This window comes from Streptomyces sp. 796.1 (assembly GCF_047525675.1).
Taxonomy (GTDB): Bacteria; Actinomycetota; Actinomycetes; order Streptomycetales; family Streptomycetaceae; genus Streptomyces.
The window spans coordinates 282,370-301,320 of sequence record NZ_JBLIWA010000002.1; the positions used below are offsets into that span (position 1 = coordinate 282,370).

At 74.6% G+C, this 18,951-nt stretch carries 20 protein-coding genes; 3 read left to right on the forward strand and 17 right to left on the reverse strand.

The window, feature by feature from the left end; all coding sequences use genetic code 11:
- Positions 1–70 precede the first annotated feature (70 nt).
- The 9 genes from trpA to hisI form a co-directional block, all read right to left on the reverse strand.
- Positions 71–886 (reverse strand): tryptophan synthase subunit alpha, encoded by an 816-nt coding sequence (gene trpA, locus ACMA1D_RS02720; protein ID WP_414722214.1) that lies wholly within the window; start codon positions 884–886, stop codon positions 71–73.
- On the reverse strand, positions 883–2,205 hold the full coding sequence (trpB, locus tag ACMA1D_RS02725; RefSeq protein ID WP_414722215.1) for a tryptophan synthase subunit beta: 1,323 nt from the start codon (positions 2,203–2,205) through the stop codon (positions 883–885). The genes trpA and trpB overlap by 4 nt, the downstream gene beginning before the upstream one ends.
- Positions 2,206–2,711: 506 nt before the next feature.
- A complete protein-coding gene (trpM, locus tag ACMA1D_RS02730; RefSeq protein WP_414722216.1) occupies positions 2,712–2,879 on the reverse strand; it encodes a tryptophan biosynthesis modulator TrpM in 168 nt (55 codons plus the stop codon).
- 6 nt (positions 2,880–2,885) lie between these two features.
- Positions 2,886–3,695 (reverse strand): indole-3-glycerol phosphate synthase TrpC, encoded by an 810-nt coding sequence (gene trpC, locus ACMA1D_RS02735; protein WP_414722217.1) that lies wholly within the window; start codon positions 3,693–3,695, stop codon positions 2,886–2,888.
- Positions 3,696–3,854: 159 nt separating this feature from the next.
- Complete coding sequence (locus tag ACMA1D_RS02740; protein WP_414722218.1) at positions 3,855–4,301, reverse strand: DUF2752 domain-containing protein; 447 nt, start codon at positions 4,299–4,301, stop codon at positions 3,855–3,857.
- Positions 4,302–4,848: 547 nt separating this feature from the next.
- Positions 4,849–5,079 carry an HGxxPAAW family protein gene (locus tag ACMA1D_RS02745; RefSeq protein WP_414722219.1) on the reverse strand — a complete coding sequence of 77 codons (231 nt, stop codon included), beginning with the start codon at positions 5,077–5,079 and terminating at the stop codon, positions 4,849–4,851.
- Between the two features lie 331 nt (positions 5,080–5,410).
- Positions 5,411–6,094, reverse strand: a complete 684-nt coding sequence (locus ACMA1D_RS02750; protein ID WP_414722220.1) for a TIGR02234 family membrane protein — start codon at positions 6,092–6,094, stop codon at positions 5,411–5,413.
- Positions 6,095–6,349: 255 nt separating this feature from the next.
- Complete coding sequence (locus tag ACMA1D_RS02755) at positions 6,350–7,930, reverse strand: anthranilate synthase component I (protein ID WP_414722221.1); 1,581 nt, start codon at positions 7,928–7,930, stop codon at positions 6,350–6,352.
- A 182-nt stretch (positions 7,931–8,112) separates the two neighbouring features.
- On the reverse strand, positions 8,113–8,511 hold the full coding sequence (gene hisI / locus ACMA1D_RS02760) for a phosphoribosyl-AMP cyclohydrolase (protein WP_414722222.1): 399 nt from the start codon (positions 8,509–8,511) through the stop codon (positions 8,113–8,115).
- A 656-nt stretch (positions 8,512–9,167) separates the two neighbouring features.
- Here hisI and ACMA1D_RS02765 point away from each other — a divergent pair.
- Together ACMA1D_RS02765 and ACMA1D_RS02770 are read left to right on the forward strand one after the other, a co-directional pair.
- Entirely contained in the window at positions 9,168–9,914 is a 747-nt protein-coding gene (locus ACMA1D_RS02765) for a hypothetical protein (RefSeq protein ID WP_414722223.1), read from the forward strand.
- Between the two features lie 174 nt (positions 9,915–10,088).
- Complete coding sequence (locus ACMA1D_RS02770; RefSeq protein ID WP_414722224.1) at positions 10,089–10,721, forward strand: TIGR03085 family metal-binding protein; 633 nt, start codon at positions 10,089–10,091, stop codon at positions 10,719–10,721.
- A 111-nt stretch (positions 10,722–10,832) separates the two neighbouring features.
- Here the strand turns inward: ACMA1D_RS02770 and hisF are convergent, their stop codons facing one another.
- From hisF to hisD, 8 genes are all read right to left on the reverse strand, one after another.
- Complete coding sequence (gene hisF, locus ACMA1D_RS02775) at positions 10,833–11,603, reverse strand: imidazole glycerol phosphate synthase subunit HisF (protein ID WP_414722225.1); 771 nt, start codon at positions 11,601–11,603, stop codon at positions 10,833–10,835.
- Positions 11,600–12,100 carry a Rid family hydrolase gene (locus tag ACMA1D_RS02780; RefSeq protein ID WP_414722226.1) on the reverse strand — a complete coding sequence of 167 codons (501 nt, stop codon included), beginning with the start codon at positions 12,098–12,100 and terminating at the stop codon, positions 11,600–11,602. Before ACMA1D_RS02780 ends, hisF begins: the two co-directional genes overlap by 4 nt.
- The gene (gene priA, locus ACMA1D_RS02785) at positions 12,097–12,834 is read right to left on the reverse strand and encodes a bifunctional 1-(5-phosphoribosyl)-5-((5-phosphoribosylamino)methylideneamino)imidazole-4-carboxamide isomerase/phosphoribosylanthranilate isomerase PriA (RefSeq protein ID WP_414722227.1); all 738 of its coding nucleotides are present in this window, start codon (positions 12,832–12,834) and stop codon (positions 12,097–12,099) included. Before priA ends, ACMA1D_RS02780 begins: the two co-directional genes overlap by 4 nt.
- 60 nt (positions 12,835–12,894) lie before the next feature.
- Positions 12,895–13,539 (reverse strand): imidazole glycerol phosphate synthase subunit HisH, encoded by a 645-nt coding sequence (gene hisH / locus ACMA1D_RS02790; protein ID WP_414722228.1) that lies wholly within the window; start codon positions 13,537–13,539, stop codon positions 12,895–12,897.
- Positions 13,539–13,703: a hypothetical protein gene (locus tag ACMA1D_RS02795; protein WP_349994100.1), complete on the reverse strand. Its 165-nt coding sequence runs from the start codon at positions 13,701–13,703 to the stop codon at positions 13,539–13,541. The genes hisH and ACMA1D_RS02795 overlap by 1 nt, the downstream gene beginning before the upstream one ends.
- 88 nt (positions 13,704–13,791) lie before the next feature.
- A complete protein-coding gene (gene hisB / locus ACMA1D_RS02800) occupies positions 13,792–14,385 on the reverse strand; it encodes an imidazoleglycerol-phosphate dehydratase HisB (protein ID WP_414722229.1) in 594 nt (197 codons plus the stop codon).
- Positions 14,382–15,527, reverse strand: coding sequence for a histidinol-phosphate transaminase (locus ACMA1D_RS02805; protein WP_414722230.1), 1,146 nt, complete (start codon positions 15,525–15,527; stop codon positions 14,382–14,384). The genes hisB and ACMA1D_RS02805 overlap by 4 nt, the downstream gene beginning before the upstream one ends.
- The gene (gene hisD, locus ACMA1D_RS02810) at positions 15,524–16,915 is read right to left on the reverse strand and encodes a histidinol dehydrogenase (protein WP_414722231.1); all 1,392 of its coding nucleotides are present in this window, start codon (positions 16,913–16,915) and stop codon (positions 15,524–15,526) included. Before hisD ends, ACMA1D_RS02805 begins: the two co-directional genes overlap by 4 nt.
- Positions 16,916–17,235: 320 nt before the next feature.
- Between hisD and ACMA1D_RS02815 the strand changes: the two genes are divergently transcribed.
- The gene (locus tag ACMA1D_RS02815) at positions 17,236–18,837 is read left to right on the forward strand and encodes an oxidoreductase (protein ID WP_414722232.1); all 1,602 of its coding nucleotides are present in this window, start codon (positions 17,236–17,238) and stop codon (positions 18,835–18,837) included.
- The last annotated feature ends 114 nt before the right edge of the window (positions 18,838–18,951 follow it).

An 18,951-nucleotide genomic window follows, 5' to 3' on the forward strand; every position in this document is an offset into this window, starting at 1 on the left:
GGACACGACCGCGCCCCGGACGGTCGGGCCGTCCGGGGCGCGGTTCCTGTGGCGTGCTGCCGGTGCGGGGTCAGCCGCGCTGGCGCACCCCCTTGGCCAGGTCGGTCGCGAGCGCGCGCACCCCGGCCAGGCCGGACTCCAGGTCGGGCGCCGCCAGGAGTTCCTTGACGAAGGCCGAGCCGACGATCACCCCGTCGGCGAACTGGGCCACCTCGGCGGCCTGTTCCGCGTTGGAGACACCGAGGCCCACACAGACCGGCAGGGCGGTGCTGGTCCTGGTCCGCGCCACCAACTCCGCCGCCTCCTGGCCGACCGACGCACGGGTGCCGGTCACGCCCATCAGCGAAGCGGCGTACACGAAGCCGCTGCCGGCGGCCGTGATGGTGGCCAGCCGCTCGTCCCGGCTGCTGGGCGCGACGACGAACACGGTCGCCAGGCCGTGCCGCTCGGCGGCCTCGCGCCACGGGCCCGACTCCTGCACCGGCAGGTCGGGCAGGATGCAGCCGGCGCCACCGGCCGCGGCGAGGTCGGCGGCGAACCGCTCGACGCCGTACCGGTCCACCGGGTTCCAGTACGTCATGCACAGCACCGGTGCGCCGGTGGCGGCATGCACCTCGCGGACCGTGCGGATCACGTCGACGATCTTCACGCCGCCGCGCAGCGCGATGTCGTCGGCGGTCTGGATGACCGGGCCGTCCAGGACCGGGTCGCTGTGCGGCAGCCCGACCTCCACGATGTCGCAGCCGCCCTCGATCATGGCCGAGATCGCGCGTACGCCCCCGTCCACGGTGGGGAAGCCGGCCGGCAGGTACCCGACCAGCGCGGCCCGGTCCTCCGCCTTGGCCCGCGCCAGCACGTCGTCCAACAGCCTGATGTTGCCGCTCACTTGGCCCCCGCTTCCGTCGCGTCCTGCTGGCCGGCCACGCCCGCCTGATCAGCCTGGATTGCCTGGCCCGCCCGGTCCTGCGCCGCCTCGGGCGCGGTGTCGTACAGCCCGAAGTAACGGGCGGCGGTGTCCATGTCCTTGTCGCCGCGCCCGGAGAGGTTGACCACCAGGAGCCCTTCGGGGCCGAGTTCGCGGCCCAGCTCCAACGCGCCGGCCAGCGCGTGGGCGCTCTCGATGGCCGGAATGATGCCCTCGGTCTGCGACAGCAGCCGCAGCGCCTGCATGGCGGCGTCGTCGGTGGCCGAGCGGTACTCGGCGCGCCCGCTGTCCTTGAGGTAGGCGTGCTCGGGGCCGACGCCCGGGTAGTCGAGCCCGGCCGAGATCGAGTACGGCTCGGTGATCTGCCCGTCCTCGTCCTGGAGCACGTACGAGCGGGAGCCGTGCAGGATGCCCGGGTCGCCGACGCTGAGCGTGGCGGCGTGCTCGCCGCTGTCGATGCCGTGCCCGGCCGGCTCCACGCCGACCAGCCGCACCCCGGCGTCGGGGAGGAAGGCGTGGAAGAGGCCGATGGCGTTGGAGCCGCCGCCGACGCAGGCCACGGCCGCGTCCGGGAGCCGACCGGCGCGCTCCAGGAGCTGGCGGCGCGCCTCCACGCCGATCACCCGGTGGAAGTCGCGGACCAGCGCCGGGAAGGGGTGCGGTCCCGCGACGGTGCCGAACAGGTAGTGGGTGCGGTCCACGTTGGCGACCCAGTCGCGGAACGCCTCGTTGATGGCGTCCTTGAGGGTGCGGCTGCCGGACTTCACGGCGATGACGTCGGCGCCGAGCATCCGCATCCGGGCGACGTTGAGCGCCTGCCGCTCGGTGTCCACCTCGCCCATGTAGATGGTGCACTCCAGGCCGAAGAGGGCACAGGCGGTGGCGGTGGCCACGCCGTGCTGCCCGGCGCCGGTCTCGGCGATCACCCGGGTCTTGCCCATGCGCCGGGTGAGCAGCGCCTGCCCGAGCACGTTGTTGATCTTGTGGGAGCCGGTGTGGTTGAGGTCCTCCCGCTTGAGGAAGATCCGCGCCCCGCCGGCGTGTTCGGCGAACCTGGGCACCTCGGTCAGCGCGCTGGGCCGCCCGGTGTAGTTGCTGAGCAGTTCGCCGAGTTCGGCGGCGAACGCCGGATCGGCCTTGGCCTTCTCGTACTCGGCGGCCACCTCGTCGACCGCGGCGACCAGCGCCTCGGGGATGAAGGTGCCGCCGTATGCGCCGAAGTACCCGTCGGCGGTGGGGACTTGACCCTGCGGGTCGGGGATGAAGAACTCGGAAGTCATCCGGTGCACTCCTCGGTCGGGGCCGGAGCCCCGCGGATCGCACGCCGCCACCAGCGGCGCTCCGGGCCGCGGCGCCGCCGACATCGGGGGATGCCGGACGGGCCGGGCGCGGGACGCGCGGTGGATGGCGACGGTGGTGGGAACGCCGCGCGTCCGGCGGGTCGGGCGCCCCGGCTACGCCAGGGGCACGACGGACGTCGGACGCGTCGACGCGAGGTCAACGCAACGTCGGGTGAGATGGGGTGGCCGGACGCGGCAGCTCGTACGCGGCGCAGCGTCGTACCGGGCGAGCCTCGTGCGCGGCGAGGGGCGGCACAGCGACACCTCGACGCGACACGGCAGCACGCAGGGTGGTGCGTGAGCGCGTCCGGCCCCGGCGCCTGCCGCCATGCCGGCCCGCAGGCACCCGGCCCGTGCGCGGCGCGCCCGTGGGCCTGCGGTCGTCGGACCGGTGGCTCGGGGCGTCGTACGGGCTCGGCGGGTGCGGCGGCGGGGCGCGGTGCGGCTCAGCGGCCGGTGTGCGCCCCGGGCCATCGACGCCCGTTGACCTGGCCGGGTTCGCTTCCGATGTGGTAGCGCACCCGGCGCCCCCGCACCCGCCTCGCGGGCGCCCGGCAGCCGCGGTGCCAGGGGGGCAACGCGCGGCGGTCGGGCTCGGCGGGGGCGGCGGACACGGTGGCTCAGCCCCGGCCGTGCCGCAGCGCGGGGTGCGCGCCTGCGGCCACCAGGTCGGCGACGGCGGTCTTCGGGTCGCGGCCGGTGACCAGCGATTCGCCGACGAGCACGGCGTCCGCGCCGTCGTTGGCGTACGCGATCAGGTCGTGCGGGCCCCGGACGCCGGACTCGGCGACCTTCACGATGTGCGCGGGGATCTCGGGGGCGATCCGGGCGAAGTTGCCGCGGTCCACCTCAAGCGTCTTCAGGTCCCGGGCGTTGACGCCGATGATCCGGGCGCCGGCGTCCACCGCGCGCTCCACCTCGTCCTCGTCGTGCACCTCGACGAGCGGGGTCAGGCCGATCGACTCGGCGCGCTCGATCAGCGAGACCAGCGCCTGCTGGTCGAGCGCGGCGACGATGAGCAGCACGACGTCGGCGCCGTAGGCCCTGGCCTCCCAGAGCTGGTACGAGGTGACGATGAAGTCCTTGCGCAGCACCGGGATGTCCACCCGGGCGCGGACGGCCTCCAGGTCGGCGAGCGAGCCGCCGAAGCGGCGCTGTTCGGTCAGCACGCTGATCAGCGAGGCGCCGCCGGCCTCGTAGTCGGCGGCGAGTCCGGCCGGGTCCGCGATGGCGGCGAGCGCGCCCTTGGACGGGCTGGAGCGCTTGACCTCGCAGATCACCTTGACGCTGTCGCCCTTGAGCGCGGCGACACCGTCCTTGGCCTGTGGTGCCTTCGCGGCGCGCTGCTTGAGCTCGTCGAGGCTGACGCGCGCCTGCCGTTCGGCGAGGTCGGCACGGACTCCGTCGATGATCTCATCGAGCACACTCACGCGAGCGGCCCCCTTCCGGTGGAGCTTGGTGGTCGGCGCCGGTGCGGCGGACGATCGCATCACCAGGCATGGCGATGGTATCTGCCACACGGCCCAGCTCGCGCATCCGGTCGCCGGCTGAGACCGCCGTGGCACGCCCCGTCGCACGTCAGAGGGGGGTCACGGGGCCAACGCCACCCCCCATGGCAGGTTGCGGACGATGGTGAACACCAGCACCACGAGCCCCACTGCCGCCCAGGCGTACGGGGCGCCCCGGCGCCGCTGCGGCCTGTTCCGGGGCCGGGTCCGCCCGGCGCACTGGAGGAACCACCAGGTCCACAGGGCGGCGCAGGCCACGTACCCGACGACGGCGAGCGCATTGGCACCCAGCGCGGCGGCCCACTCCCCGTGCGCGAAACTGTGCGCGCTGCGCAGCCCGCCACAGCCCGGGCAGAGCAGACCGGTGTACCGGAGCATCGGACAGGCCGGGTAGTGCCCCGGCTCGTACGGATCGACCGCGGCCACCCCCACGAATCCGGCCACGCCCAGCGCGAGCACCCCGACCGGAGCGGCGAGGCGACGCACCGCACCCGCACCGCAGCGAGCACCCCTGAGCTGGTCGGACACCCTCTAAGCCTCCGCCACGGACGGCCACCGCGCAGCCGCAGGGCGTGGCTGAGGCAGCCGTATGGGGGGGCGCGGCGCCGCTGGCGTGCGCGGGCGAGCGTTCGTGGGTGGCCCGCGGCGTTCGAGGGTGACCAGCGGCGGGTCGGCGGGCGCGATCGCGGGCGGTGTGGCACGGCCGGGCCGACGACGGCCGGCAGCGGGGCCGCCGAGGTCGGGCGGGCTGGGCGAGCGGCAGCCGGCCGGGCTCCGGAAGAGCAAGCGGCAGGCGGGTGAGCCGGGGCGGGCGCAGGGCCGGCGGCGTACGAAGAGGCCGGGCCGCTGCGTCGGAGAGCGGGCCGAGGGCCGGATCGGGAGCGGTGGCGTCCCGGGAGGGCGCGGGGCGCGGCCGGCGCACAGCCACGCGGCGTGCGGGCGGGGCTCTGCGTGGTCCCACCGCAGGTCGGGACGGGCCCAGGGGGCCCGAGGGGGGCGGGGCTCGCCGCGCGGCCGGGGCGGGCGGCCCGCGGGCCCGGGATGTGGTCCCGGGCCCCGTGGCGCTGGGTGCGGGTTACGCCTGCGAGCCGGGCTGCACGGCGTGCGGCTTGCGCTTGGGCTTGCCCAGACCCGCGGCCGACATCGCCATGCCCACGATGCCGCCGATCACGACCACACCGAGCCCAGCCCAGAAGCCCACCGGCTTGGCCATCACGGTGAACGCACCGGAGATGCAGAAGCCGATGAAGGCGATGGTGACGCCGGTCCAGGCGGCCGGGGTGTGTCCGTGGCTGCTACCCGACATGAGTTCTCCTCGTTCGCTGTGTCGCTCCCCCCGGGCCACGCCTGGCGACCGGACGACGCCTGGGCGGGGTGGGCGGATGTCCCCGGGATCGGGGCACAGGGCTGCGTGGGTCCATTGTCGCTGACGTGCTGATGCGAGATCAGCCTGGGGTGGGCCGAGTGGGAGGCCGCCGGCCCAGGGCCGGCCCGGCGGGAGCGGGTCACCCGCGCGTGGGACGCCGCCGGAAGGGGTCACCGGCCGCCCGCGGCCGGGCCGAACGCCGGCCCCGCCAGCGGCCAAGCCGTGCCGCGGCATACCGCGGCACGATGCCGGAGGGGGCCGAACGGCCAGGTCAGCCCTCGCGGCCGGTCGGGTCCTCGCCCCGGTCGAGCGCCTTCCACAACTCCTCGGGCCGGTCCGGGTCGGGGGCCGGGCGGGAACGGCGCGGGCGGGGCCGGTCGGCGCCGCCGGTGTTGCGCTCGTACCGGCCGGACATCGCGGGCCACGCCTTGCCGTAGCACAGGGCCAACAGCCCGGCCAGGAAGATCAGCACGCCGCCGGCGAACGCCGCCCACGGCCAGGGCGTGTGGCTGACGCCGTGGATGGCGGTGTCGGCGATGCCGGTGGTCTCGGCGGCCTTCGCCTCCAGGGCGCTGGTGTCGTCGAGCGCGAGGAGCGAGCCGACGGCGGTGCCGATGCCGCACAGGGCGAGGACGCCGGCGACCGCGTACCTGCCGATGCCGCGTACGGCGAAGACCGCGACCAGCGCGGCGAGGCCGACGATGGCCAGCGCGCCGGGCAGCCCGGTGATGTCCTGGCCGTCGACGGTGCGGCGCAGGTCGCCCTGGGCGAAGGCGGCGTCGCCCGCGGCCCAGGTGCGGCCGGACGCGAGCAGGACGAGGGCGGCGCCGAGCGCGGCGAACAGCAGCCCGGCGGCGAGGGTGAGCGCGGTGCGCTTGCCCTTCGCAGGTCCGCTTCCGGCACGGGTCGCGGCCTCGGCCTGGCTACGGGGTTGGGGTACGGCGGCTGTACTCACGCCCACCACTATCCCTCACCCGGTGGTGCGGCAGGTTGCGCGGGGGTCCGGCTGAGCGGGCCGCTGGCGCGCGGGGGTCGGTTGGGGCGGGCCGCTGGCGCGCGGGACGGTCTCCGGACCGATCGGCCGGCGGCGGAGCCGGCCTGCACCCGGGCCGCGGCCCGGGCCGGCACCGGCCCCATCCCGGTACGGCCACGGGCACGGGCGCCGGCGCGGCCCCGCCCTGAGCCAGCAGCCGGCGCCCCGGGGCCGCCGCTACGCCCGGCGCAGCCGGTTGGCCGTGCTCACCGCCCGCAGCACCGCCGCCGCCTTGTTGCGGCACTCGGCGTTCTCCGCCGCCGGGTCAGAGTCGGCGACCACGCCGGCACCGGCCTGCACGTAGGCCCGGCCGTCCCGCAGCAGGGCGGTGCGGATGGCGATCGCGGTGTCCGAGTCGCCCGCGAAGTCGAGGTAGCCGACGCAGCCGCCGTACAGACCGCGCCGGGTCGGTTCGAGCTCCTCGATGATCTGCATGGCGCGCGGCTTGGGCGCGCCGGACAGCGTGCCGGCCGGGAAGCAGGCGGTGAGCACGTCGAAGGCGGTCCGGCCGGCGGCGAGGGTGCCGGTGACCGTGGAGACGATGTGCATGACGTGGCTGTAGCGCTCGATGGACATGAAGTCCACCACCTCCACGCTGCCCGGCTCGCACACCCGGCCCAGGTCGTTGCGCCCGAGGTCGACGAGCATCAGGTGCTCCGCCCGCTCCTTGGGGTCGGCCAGCAGTTCCTCGGCGAGCGCCGCGTCCTCCTGCGGCGTCGCCCCGCGCGGCCTGGTGCCGGCGATCGGGTGCAGCATCGCGGCCCCATCCTCGACCTTGACCAGCGCCTCCGGGCTTGAGCCCACGACGTCGAAGGCGCCGCCGTCCGGGGCCGGGAAGCGGAAGAGGTACATGTACGGGCTGGGGTTGGTCGCCCGCAGCACCCGGTAGACGTCCAGCGCGCTGGCCTCGCACGGCGTCTCGAACCGCTGGGATGGCACCACCTGGAACGCTTCCCCCGCGTGGATGCGCTCCTTGATGTCGCGCACCACGTCCTCGTACGCCTCGCCGCCCCACAGCGCGGTGAACTCCGGCAGTTCGGCGGGCGGCAGCACGGTGGGACTGCTGGGCACCGGGCGGGCGAGGTCGGCGGTCATCGCGTCGAGCCGGGCGACGGCGTCGTCGTACGCCTCGTCGACGCCGGTGTCCAGGTCGTTGTGGTTGATCGCGTTGGCGATCAACAGCACGGTGCCGTCCCAGTGGTCGAGCACCGCCAGGTCCGAGGTGAGCAGCATGGTGAGCTCGGGCAGGCGCAGGTCGTCCCGGCCGCTGTCGCCGATCTTCTCCAACCGGCGTACGACGTCGTAGCCGAGGTAGCCGACCATGCCGCCGGTGAACGGCGGGAGTTGGACGAGGCCGCCCAGGTCGCGCGGGGTGTGCAGGGCCTCGACGGTGGCGCGCAGGGTGGCCAGCGGGTCGCCGTCGGTGGGCACCCCGACCGGGGGCGTACCGAGCCAGTGCGTGTGGCCGTCCCGCTCGGTCAGGGTGGCGGCGCTGCGGACGCCGATGAAGGAGTAGCGCGACCAGGACCGGCCGTTCTCCGCCGACTCCAGCAGGAAGGTGCCGGGCCGACCGACCTCGCCGTACGGGCCTTCGGCCCCGTTTCCGGCCGCCGGGCCCGTGCAGCCGGCCAGTTTGCGGTAGAGGCCGACCGGGGTGTCGCCGTCCGCGAGCAGCCTGCGGCTGACGGGGATGACGCGGCGGTCAGCCGCCAGCTTCCGGAAGGTCTCGCGGTCCATGGTGCCCGTCGCGTCCGTCATACCCGCATCGCCCGTCGTGTCGTGCACTTCGTGTGTCCTGGTGGTCCCGGGGCCCGGCAGCCGCGGCGGTCCGCGGCCCGGCCGCGGCGCGCCCGGTGGGGGTCGGGCGCCGGCCGCTGGCCGGCGTCCTCGTCATGGCCGGCGCCGCGCGGCGGCACCGGTGGTCCTCATGGCAGCGGAGCCTACTGCCCCAGCGGCAGGTCGCCCGCGTCGAAACAGGTGCGGTCCCCGGTGTGGCAGGCCGCGCCGACCTGGTCCACCTTGACCAACAGGGTGTCGGCGTCGCAGTCGAGCGCCACCGACTTGACGTGCTGGACGTGCCCCGAGGTGTCGCCCTTGACCCAGTACTCCTGCCGGCTGCGGCTCCAGTAGGTGCAGCGGCCGGTGGTCAGCGTGCGGTGCAGCGCCTCGTCGTCCATCCAGCCGAGCATCAACACCTCGCCGGTGTCGTACTGCTGGGCGATGGCGGGTACGAGGCCGTCGGCGCTGCGCTTGAGCCGACCCGCGATGGCCGGGTCGAGCCCGCTCGGGCGGCCGGAGCTGGTGTCGGCGGCGTCGGCGGGGGAATCGGGGCTGGACATGGGCCCATTATGCCCAGCGGCGCACGGCACGGACGGGCCGTCGGGCACCGGCGGCCGACGCCCTGGGGCAGCGCTCCCCCGACGCGCCCGCCCCGCGCGCCACACCCCCGGGCGCGCGCGACGGCGACCCGTCCGCGGGGCTGCGGAGCGGGATGGGTACGCGGCACGGGGCCTTGGCGGTCTTCCGGAACGCCCCGCAAGCCCCCCAGCCGGTCCCCGCAGCCCCCGCAGCCCCCGCACAGCTACCGTCTCGTCCCGGATTCGGCCACCGTGGCAGCGGATGTCACGACGGGGCGCCATGGTCGCTTTTCGGCCAGATCGTGCCGGTGGCGGCCGGGCGGTCGGCCCGGGCAGCGACGGCGCCCGACGCCCGATCCGTCGGCGGAGCACGCCGGCCCGATGACGCCCCGCGCCGCTCCACGACTGGCCGGCAGGGCCGCCCCACGCCCCGCATCCGCCCCACTGTCCAGCCCGCTGACCACCTCTCGGCGAACATGCGGCATGCTTCTGGTATGACTTACCCGCCGCCGCCGAACAACCCTCAGCAGCCTGGAAACCCCGGCGGCTTCGGCCCGCCGCAGCAAGGTTTCGGCCCACCCGCTCCGCCCGGAGGACAGCCGCCGGCCGGTGGACAGCCGCCCTACGGCGGTCCGCCCATGCCGCCCGGTGGACAGCACATACCTCCCGGCGGGCAGCCGATGCAGCCCGGCTTCGGCGCGTACCCGCCGCCTCCGCCACCGCCGCCCCGCCGCAACAACAAGGTCGCGCTGATCGCCGGCGCCGCCGTGTTGGCCGTGGCCGGCATCGTCGGCGTTGTCGTCGCCACCTCGGGCAACGACGACAAGGGCAAGGAGAAGGAGGCCAAGGAGAAGCCCAGCGCCTCCGCGCCGAAGCTGCCGTCCGGGGTGCCCTCCATCGAACTGCCCTCGCCCTCGGGCTCCCCCGGCCAGGGCGCGCCCGTCGGGGGCGAGACCGAGACGCCGGACAGCGACGCATCCAGCACGCCGTCCAGCGGCCCGACCTCCTCGTCGCCGACCGACGTGGTGCCGTACGTGGTGCTCAGCCCGGGCACCTGCTTCGACCACCCGGGGCTCGACCCCAGCGTGAAGAAGGTCGAACGGCGCTCGTGCACCGGCCCGCACGACGGTGAGGTGATCTCCAACGCGACCCTGACCGGCACCTTCACCACCGAGAAGGAGATCCAGAGCAAGGCGCTCTCGCTGTGCGAGTCCGCCGCCAAGGTCCGGATGAAGAACATCCCGGTCGGCAAGACGTACTACTACTACGCGCTGTACCCGGCGCACCAGACGTACACCCTCCGCGGCGAGGACCAGGTCTCCTGCTCGCTGACGCTCAGCTCCACGCCGGGCGGCCCCAAGCTCACGGAGAAGCTGCCGAAGTAACGCCCTGCGCCCGGGCGCAGGAACCAGACGGCGAAGGCGGGGTGGCCGTGGCGCGCAGCCGCGCGGTACGGCCTGACCCCCGACCCGCCTTGGCCCTCTCGGCCGCCGCTCGGCCGCCGCGCCGTGGCCTGCCCATCCGTGGCAGGGCCCACGCGCCGGTCGTAGGCTGGCGGCATGTCTACGTACGCGAAGCGCGAACGGCTGCTGCTCGCCGATCTGTTGGAAGCGGCGGGACCTGCGGCCCCGACCCTGTGCAAGGGCTGGCTCACCCGCGATCTGGCCGCCCACGTGGTGGTGCGCGAGCGGCGCAGCGACGCGGCGGCCGGCATCCTGGTCAAGCCCCTGGCGGCCCGGCTGGCCCGGGTCCAGGACGAGTTCGCGGCCAAGCCGTACGAGGAACTGATCCAGCTCATCCGCACCGGCCCGCCCCGGTTCTCACCCTTCGCCCTCAAGCAGGTCGACGAGGCGACCAACGTGCTGGAGTTCTACGTGCACGCCGAGGACGTGCGCCGAGCCCAGCCCGGCTGGACCCCGCGCACGCTCGACCCGGTCTTCTCCGACGTGCTGTGGAGGCGCGTGGAACGCACGGCCCGCGCCCTGGCCCGCAAGAGCCCCGTCGGGCTCGTCGCCCGCATCCCCGACGGCCGCACGGCCGTGGCCCACAAGGGCACCCCGGTCGTCACCCTCACCGGCGAGCCCGGCGAGGTGCTGCTCTACCTGTACGGCCGGCAGCAGGTCGCCGACGTGAGCGCCGACGGCGACCCGGCGGCGGTGGCCAAGGCCGCGGAAGCGCCGCTCGGGCTGTAGCCGCGTCCGGCGGATCCGGGCGCTGAGCGAGCACGGCGGCCCGCCCGTACCGCACCGGGTGAGGTCGCGCCCGCCACACACCGCACCCGGACGGTGCTGCCCCGCCAGGATCTACCGCACCGGGTGCCCCGCCCCGCGCAGCGCCCCCTTGACGTCGGCGATCGACAGGTCGCCGAAGTGGAAGACCGAGGCCGCCAGGACCGCGTCGGCGCCCGCGCTGATCGCCGGCGGGAAGTCGGCCAGCTCACCGGCGCCGCCGCTGGCGATGACGGGGACGGTGACCTCGGCACGGACCGCCGCGATCATCGCCGTGTCGTAGCCGTCCTTGGTGCCGTCGGCGTCCATCGAGTTCAACAGGATCTCGCCGGCGCCGAGTTCGGCCGCGCGGTGGGCCCACGCCACGGCGTCAAGGCCGGTGCCGCGCCGGCCGCCGTGCGTGGTGACCTCGTACCCGGAGTCGGTCTCGGTGCCCGGCGGGCAGCGGCGGGCGTCCACCGAAAGCACCAGCACCTGGCGGCCGAACCGCTCGGCGATCTCCTGGATGAGCTCGGGGCGCTCGATGGCGGCCGTGTTGACGCCCACCTTGTCGGCGCCGGCCCGCAGCAGCCGGTCCACGTCCCCGGGGGTGCGGACGCCGCCGCCCACCGTGAGCGGGATGAAGACCTGCTCGGCGGTGCGGCGCACCACGTCGTAGGTGGTCTCGCGGTTGCCGGACGAGGCCGTGATGTCCAGGAAGGTCAGCTCGTCGGCGCCCTGTTCCCCGTAGAGCCTGGCGAGTTCGACGGGGTCGCCCGCGTCCCGCAGGTGCTGGAAGTTGACGCCCTTGACGACGCGGCCGTTGTCCACGTCAAGGCAGGGGATGACTCGGACCGCGAGGGTCATGGGGTTCGTCCTTCGGTGCTGCCGGCCGGGGCGCCGCCGGCCCGGTCCGGATCGTCGTCGCTGGTGGAGGCGGGCCCACCGGGCCGGGGGCGGAACGCTTCGAGCTCCACCTCGACCAGCACCCGCGAGTCCACGAACCCGGAGACCACGACGAGCGTGGTGACCGGGCGCACGGCGGCGAACAACTCCCGGTGGGCGCGGCTGACGGCGTCCACGTCGCGGGCGTGGGTGAGGTAGAGGCGGGTGCGGACGACCGCTTCGGCGCCGAGGCCGAAGCGGTCGAGCGCGGCGAGCGCGTTGTGCAGCGCCGCCCTGGTCTGTTCGTACGGGTCGCCCTCACCCTGGAGAACGCCGTCGACCAGCGGCATCGTGCCGGCGACGAGGACCAGGTCGCCGGCCGCCACGGCGCGCGCCGAGCCGATCGACTCCTCCCAGGGGTCCTCGCCCCGGTGCCGCTCGATCGCCCCCGTCTGCCGGGCCGGCTCGGGCGTGCTCATGCCGAGGCCGCCTCCGCCACCGTCGCCAGTGCCTCTTCCAGCGTGAACGCCTCGGCGTACAGGGCCTTGCCGACGATGGCGCCCTCGACGCCCACGGGCACCAGAGCGCTCAGCGCGCGCAGGTCGGCGAGCGAGGAGACGCCGCCGGATGCGACCACGGGGCGGTCGGTCGCGGCGCACACGTCCCGCAGCAGTTGCAGGTTGGGCCCCTGGAGCGTGCCGTCCTTGGCGATGTCGGTGACCACGTAGCGGGCGCAGCCCTCGGCGTCGAGGCGGGCCAGGGTGGTGAACAGGTCGCCGCCGTCGCGGGTCCAGCCCCGGCCGCGGAGCGTGGTGCCGCGCACGTCGAGGCCGACGGCGATGCGGTCGCCGTGCTCGGCGATGACGCCGGCCACCCACTCCGGGGACTCCAGGGCCGCGGTGCCGAGGTTGACCCGGGTGCAGCCGGTGGCGAGCGCGGCCTTCAGCGAGGCGTCGTCGCGGATGCCGCCGGAGAGTTCGACCTTGATCTCCATGGCGCGGGTGACCTCGGCGATCTGGGCCCGGTTGTCGCCGGTGCCGAACGCGGCGTCCAGGTCGACCAGATGCAGCCACTCGGCCCCCGCCTGCTGCCAGGCGAGGGCCGCGGCCAGCGGGTCGCCGTAGGAGGTCTCGGAGCCGGACTCCCCGTGGACGAGGCGGACGGCCTGCCCGTCGCGCACGTCGACGGCGGGGAGGAGTTCGAGCTTGCTCATCTGGTGCCAGTCTTTCGGGTCGAAGGCATCTGGTCAGCGCCGGCCGCCGGCGTGCGGCGGCTAGAGGGTGCCGAGCCAGTTGGTCAGGAGCTGGGCTCCGGCGTCGCCGGACTTCTCGGGGTGGAACTGGGTGGCCCGCAGCGGCCCGTTCTCGACGGCCGCCACGAACGGCTCGCCGTGCGTGGCCCAGGTGACCTGGGGCGGGCGCATGGCGGGATTGGCGATCTCAAGGGTCCACTCCCGTACCGCGTAGGAGTGCACGAAGTAGAACCTGGCGTCCGCGTCGAGCCCGGCGAACAGCTCCGAGCCGGCGGCCGGGGTGACGGTGTTCCACCCCATGTGCGGCACGACCGGCGCGGCGAGCGGGCCGACGGTGCCCGGCCACTCGTCCAGGCCCTCGGTCTCCACGCCGTGCTCGATGCCGCGCTCGAAGAGGATCTGCATGCCGACGCAGATGCCGAGCACCGGCCGGGAGCCGGCGAGCCGGCGGCCGACGATCCAGTCGCCGCGGGCGGCCCGCAGCCCCTGCATGCAGGCGGCGAAGGCGCCGACGCCGGGGACCAGCAGCCCGTCGGCGGCCATGGCCCGTTCGTAGTCGCCGGTGATCTCCACGTCGGCGCCGACGTGCGCCAGCGCCCGCTCCGCGGAGCGCACGTTGCCGAAGCCGTAGTCGAAGACGACCACCGTGGGCTTGCGTCCGCTCATCAGTACAACCCGTCGATCCGGAGGACGCCCGCGAGCAGGCACATCGCGGCGCTGATGCCCAGCAGCACGATCACGCCCTTGGGCATCCCCTGCTTGCTGAAGGAGATGACGCCGCCGAGCAGGAAGAGCCCGACGACGATGAGGACGGTGGACAGACCGTTCACAGCTGCCTTCCGGTGGTGGTCGACGCGGCGCGGGGCCCGGTGGTGCTCCGCTCCCGCGCCGCGGCGGGCGCGGTCCGGGCGCCGGTGGTCACAGCGCGCCCTTGGTGGAGGGGAGGATGCCGGCGGCGCGCGGGTCGCGCTCGCTGGCGTACCGCAGCGCCCGCGCGAGCGCCTTGAACTGGCACTCCACGATGTGGTGCGCGTTGCGCCCGTACGGCACGTGGACGTGCAGCGCGACCTGCGCCTGGGCCACGAAGGACTCCAGTATGTGGCGGGTCATGGTGGTGTCGTAGCTGCCGATCATCGGGGCGATGGACTCGGGCTCGGTGTGCACCAGGTAGGGGCGGCCCGAGAGGTCGACGGTGACCTGGGCGAGCGACTCGTCCAGCGGGACCGTGCAGTTGCCGAACCGGTAGATGCCCACCTTGTCGCCGAGCGCGTCCTTGAACGCGGCGCCCAGCGCGAGGGCGGTGTCCTCGATGGTGTGGTGGGTGTCGATGTGCAGGTCGCCCTCGGTCTTGACGGTGAGGTCGAAGAGGCCGTGCCGGCCGAGCTGGTCCAGCATGTGGTCGTAGAAGCCGACGCCGGTGGAGATCTCGGTCCTGCCGGTGCCGTCGAGGTCGATCTCGACCAGGACGGAGGTCTCCTTGGTGGTGCGCTCCACGCGCCCTACGCGGGTCATCGCTCGTTCTCCTTCAGTACCGCCCGGACCGCGTCCAGGAAGGCGTCGTTCTCCGCCGGTGTCCCGGCGCTCACCCGCAGCCAGCCCGGCACGCCGTTGTCCCGGACCAGCACGCCGTGGGCCAAGATGGCCTGCCACAGCCCGTGCGAGTCGGCTGCCGGGTCGCCCCAGCGGCCGACGGCGGCCGGCGGCAGGCCGAACTGGACGAAGTTGGCGTCCGAGTCGACGACCGGCGCGCCGATCGCCCGCAACTCGCTGACCAGCCGGTCTCGCTCGTCCTTGAGCTGCTGGACGTATCCGAGCAGCGTATCGGTGTGCGCGAGCGCGGCGAGCGCGGTGGCCTGGGTGACGGCGGACAGGTGGTACGGGAGGCGCACCAACTGCACGGCGTCCACCACGGCCGGGTCGGCGGCCAGGTAGCCGAGCCGCAGCCCGGCCGCGCCGAACGCCTTGGACATGGTGCGCGAGAGCACCAGGCGCGGCCGGCCGGCGATCAGCGGCAGCAGCGAGGGCTGGTGGCTGAACTCGCCGTACGCCTCGTCCACCACGAGCAGCGCGCCGCCGGTGCGGGCGGCCTGCGCCGCCTCGTAGAGCGCGAGCACGGTCTCGGCGGCCACCGCGGTGCCGGTCGGGTTGTTCGGCGAGCAGACGAAGACCACGTGCGGGCGCAGCCGGGCGATCTCGGCGGTGGCCGCGGCCACGTCGATGGTGAAGTCGGCGCGGCGCGGCCCGGCGACCCAGCCGGTGCCGGTGCCCCGGGCGATCAGGCCGTGCATGGAGTACGAGGGCTCGAAGCCGATCGCGGTGCGGCCGGGGCCGCCGAAGGTTTGCAGCAACTGCTGGATGATCTCGTTGGAGCCGTTGGCCGCCCAGACGTTGGCCAGCTCCACCGGGTGCCCCGCGGTGCGGGTCAGATAGGCGGCGAGCCCGGTGCGCAGCTCGACCGCGTCCCGGTCGGGGTAGCGGTTGAGGTGCCGGGCCGCCTCGGTGACCCGCTCGGCGATCTCGGCCACGAGGGCGTCGGGCAGCGGGTAGGGGTTCTCGTTGGTGTTCAGCCGTACCGGTACGTCGAGCTGCGGTGCGCCGTAGGGGCTCTTGCCGCGCAGTTCGTCCCGGACGGGAAGGTCGTCGATGCCGGTCACGTGCCTTGTGGAGCCTTCCGTGCGGGGTCGGGCGCGCTCGCGCCGGCGGGGGCCGCGGCGGGCTGCTCTGGCAGCGCGTCGCCGAAGCGCGCGGTGAGCGCGGCGCCGTGCGCGGGCAGGTCCTCGGCGGTGGCCAGGGTCACCACGTGCGGGGTGACCTCGGCGAGGGCTTCGCGCGAGTAGTCGACCACGTGGATGCCGCGCAGGAAGGACTGCACGGACAGGCCCGAGGAGTGGCAGGCGCAGCCGCCGGTGGGCAGCACGTGGTTGGAGCCGGCGCAGTAGTCGCCGAGGGAGACCGGGGCGTGCGGGCCGACGAAGATCGCACCGGCGTTGCGCACCCGGGCGGCGACGGCGGCGGCGTCCCTGGTCTGGATCTCCAGGTGCTCGGCGGCGTACGCGTCGACGACGGCGAGGCCGTGCTCGACGTCGTCCACCAGGACGATGCCGGACTGCCGGCCGGCGAGCGCCTCGGTGATCCGCTCCCGGTGCTTGGTGCGGGCCACTCGGCGGACGAGCTCCGCCTCGACGGCGTCGGCCAACGGCTCCGAGTCGGTCACCAGCACGGCGGCGGCGAGCGTGTCGTGCTCGGCCTGGCTGATCAGGTCGGCGGCGACGTGGCCGGGGTCGGCGCTGTCGTCGGCGAGGACGGCGATCTCGGTGGGGCCGGCCTCGGCGTCGATCCCGATCCGGCCCTTGAGCAGGCGCTTCGCCGCGGCCACCCAGATGTTCCCGGGGCCGGTGACGAGCTGCACGGGGCGGCACTCGTCGGTGCCGTACGCGAACATCGCGATCGCCTGGGCGCCACCCGCCGCATACACCTCGTCCACGCCGAGCAGGGCGCAGGCGGCGAGGATGGTGGGGTGCGGCAGCCCGTCGAAGGCGGCCTGCGGCGGCGAGGAGACGGCGAGCGAGGCGACGCCCGCCTCCTGCGCGGGCACCACGTTCATGACGACCGACGAGGGGTAGACGGCGTTGCCGCCCGGCACGTACAGGCCCACGCGCTGGACGGGCACCCAGCGCTCGGTGACCGTGCCGCCGGGCACCACCTGGACGGTGTGGTCGGTGCGGCGCTGCGCGGCGTGCACCTTCCTGGCCCGCCGGATCGACTCCTCAAGGGCGGCCCTGACCTGCGGGTCGAGCTCCTCCAGGGCCCGGTCGATGGCCTCGCGCGGCACCCGGACGCGCTCGATGCGCACCCCGTCGAACCGCTCGGCGTACTCGATCAGTGCCGCGGTGCCGCGATGATGCACGTCCTCGCAGATGGGCCGCACCTTCTCCAGGGCGGCCTCGACGTCGAGTTCGGCACGGGGCAGCAGGTCGCGGTCGATGTCACCGGTGGCCCCAGGGGCACCGGCAGCACCGCGCAGATCGAGTCGGGAGATCACGCGGACAATTGTCTCAGACACCTCCCGGGCCGCGGCGCACCGTATCAATCGCTGATACCGGTCCAGCAAGTTGGCCCTGACCTGTGGTGTTCAACCGGTCACAGAGCGGGAATGGGGTCCGTACGGGCGTACGGGCCCGGCATCGGCCGCCACACCAGGGCGCACACCGGAGCGCACCGGAGCAACCGGAGCGCACGGACGGAAGCACACCCGGCCGGCGAACCCGGAGCGCGAGCCCGACGAGCACGCCCACTGCCGGGCCGAGCCGATGCCAGCACGGCCCGGCCCACCGCAACCGACCCGGAGGGGGAGAGACAGCAGTGACGCAACCACATGACGGGGACCCGCCCGACGGGCTGGGCCTCACTCCCGCCGAGTGGGGCATGTGGCAGGCGTTCCGTACGGGCAGCACCTTCGACCTGCGCTCCCCCAACCAGCACCGCAACGACCCGACCGGCCCGCACCCGTGGGGCCCCGAGCGCAGCGTGCGGGCCCGGGTGCTGGCGCTGCTGCTGTTGGAGCCGCCGCCGGCGCAGCCGGGCCGGGTCGCCGCGCTCAAGCTCAACGGCGCCTACATCACCGGGACCCTGGAGCTCTCGGGCGGCACCATCGAGCCCTTCGTCGAGCTGCGCAACTGCCGCTTCGAGCAGGAGATATTGCTGCCCGAGTCGCGGTTCACCACGCTGCGCCTGGTGGGCTGTGCGATACCCAGGATCGAGGCCGCCAGGCTGCACACCGAGGGCGATCTCCACCTGCCGCGCTGCACGGTGGCCCGCGGCATCCGGCTCACCGACGCGCACATCGGCACCGACCTGCTGCTCAACCAGTTGGTGGTGCGCAAGGACCGGTACGGCAGGTCGATCACCGCGGACGGGCTGAGCGTGGCGCAGGACCTCCAGGCCGAGCTCATCGAGTCGTACGGAGAGTTGACGATGCGCGGCGCCCAGATAGGCGTCTCGCTGAGCCTGCGCGGCAGCAAGCTGCGCAATCCGCACGGCCGCCGGGCGCTCAACGCACCGCAGCTCAGCGTGGAGCGCACGGTGTACCTGACGCCGGCGGGCGTCACCGGATCGCCGTTCTCGACCGGGACGACCCCGCCGTACGGCACGCCGCTGGCCCCGGCCGGCGGGGTGCGCACCCAGCGCTTCGAGTGCGAGGGCGGGGTGCGGCTCGACGACGGCAGGTTCGGCGACGCCATCGACCTGGACCAGGCGCGCTTCACCATGGCGAGCGACCAGGAACTGTCGATGCGCCGCATCCAGACGCCGGAGCTGCGCTTCCTGTGCGAGCGCACGCAGGGCGGCCGGGTGGTGCTGTCCGGTGCGAAGGTGGTCAATCTGGTCGACAAGTCGACGAGCTGGCCGGGGCCCGGCGGCCTCGCGATGGCCGGCTTCAGCTACGAGTCGCTGATCCCGCGCGGCCACTTCCCGCTGGCCCGCCGCCTTGAGTGGGTGGCGGCGGCGACGCCGGAGTACGCGCCCGAGCCGTACGAGATGCTGGCCGCCGCGCTGCGGGACAGCGGCGAGGAGGAGTTCGCCCGGGTGGTGCTGCTGGCCAAGCAGCGCCGGCGCCGCGAGACGCTCCCGCTGGCCGGGAAGGCGTGGGGCTACCTCCAGGACTGGATGGTCGCCTACGGCTACCGGCCGGGGCGGGCGGCGGTGTGGATAGCCCTGCTGTGGGCGGTCGGCGCGGTCTTCTTCGCCCACCACCGCCCGGCGCCGATCAAGGACGGTGAGGGCCCGGAGTGGGACGCCACGCTGTACACGCTGGACGTCCTGTTACCGGTGATCGACCTCGGCCAGGCCAGCTACTGGACGGCGCACGGGCCGGCCCAGTGGGTGACGGCGGCGCTGGTGCTCCTCGGCTGGGTGCTCGCGACGACGGTCGCGGCCGGCGCGTCGCGCCTGCTGCGGCGCAACTGATCCGCTGGCGCGGCGCGCCCACTGCGGCGCGGGGGGCCGGCTGGCGCGTCGCGCTTTGCTGCGGCGCAACGGCCCGGGCGGCGGGCCCGGCCGCCCGCGCGGTCGGGCGCCGGC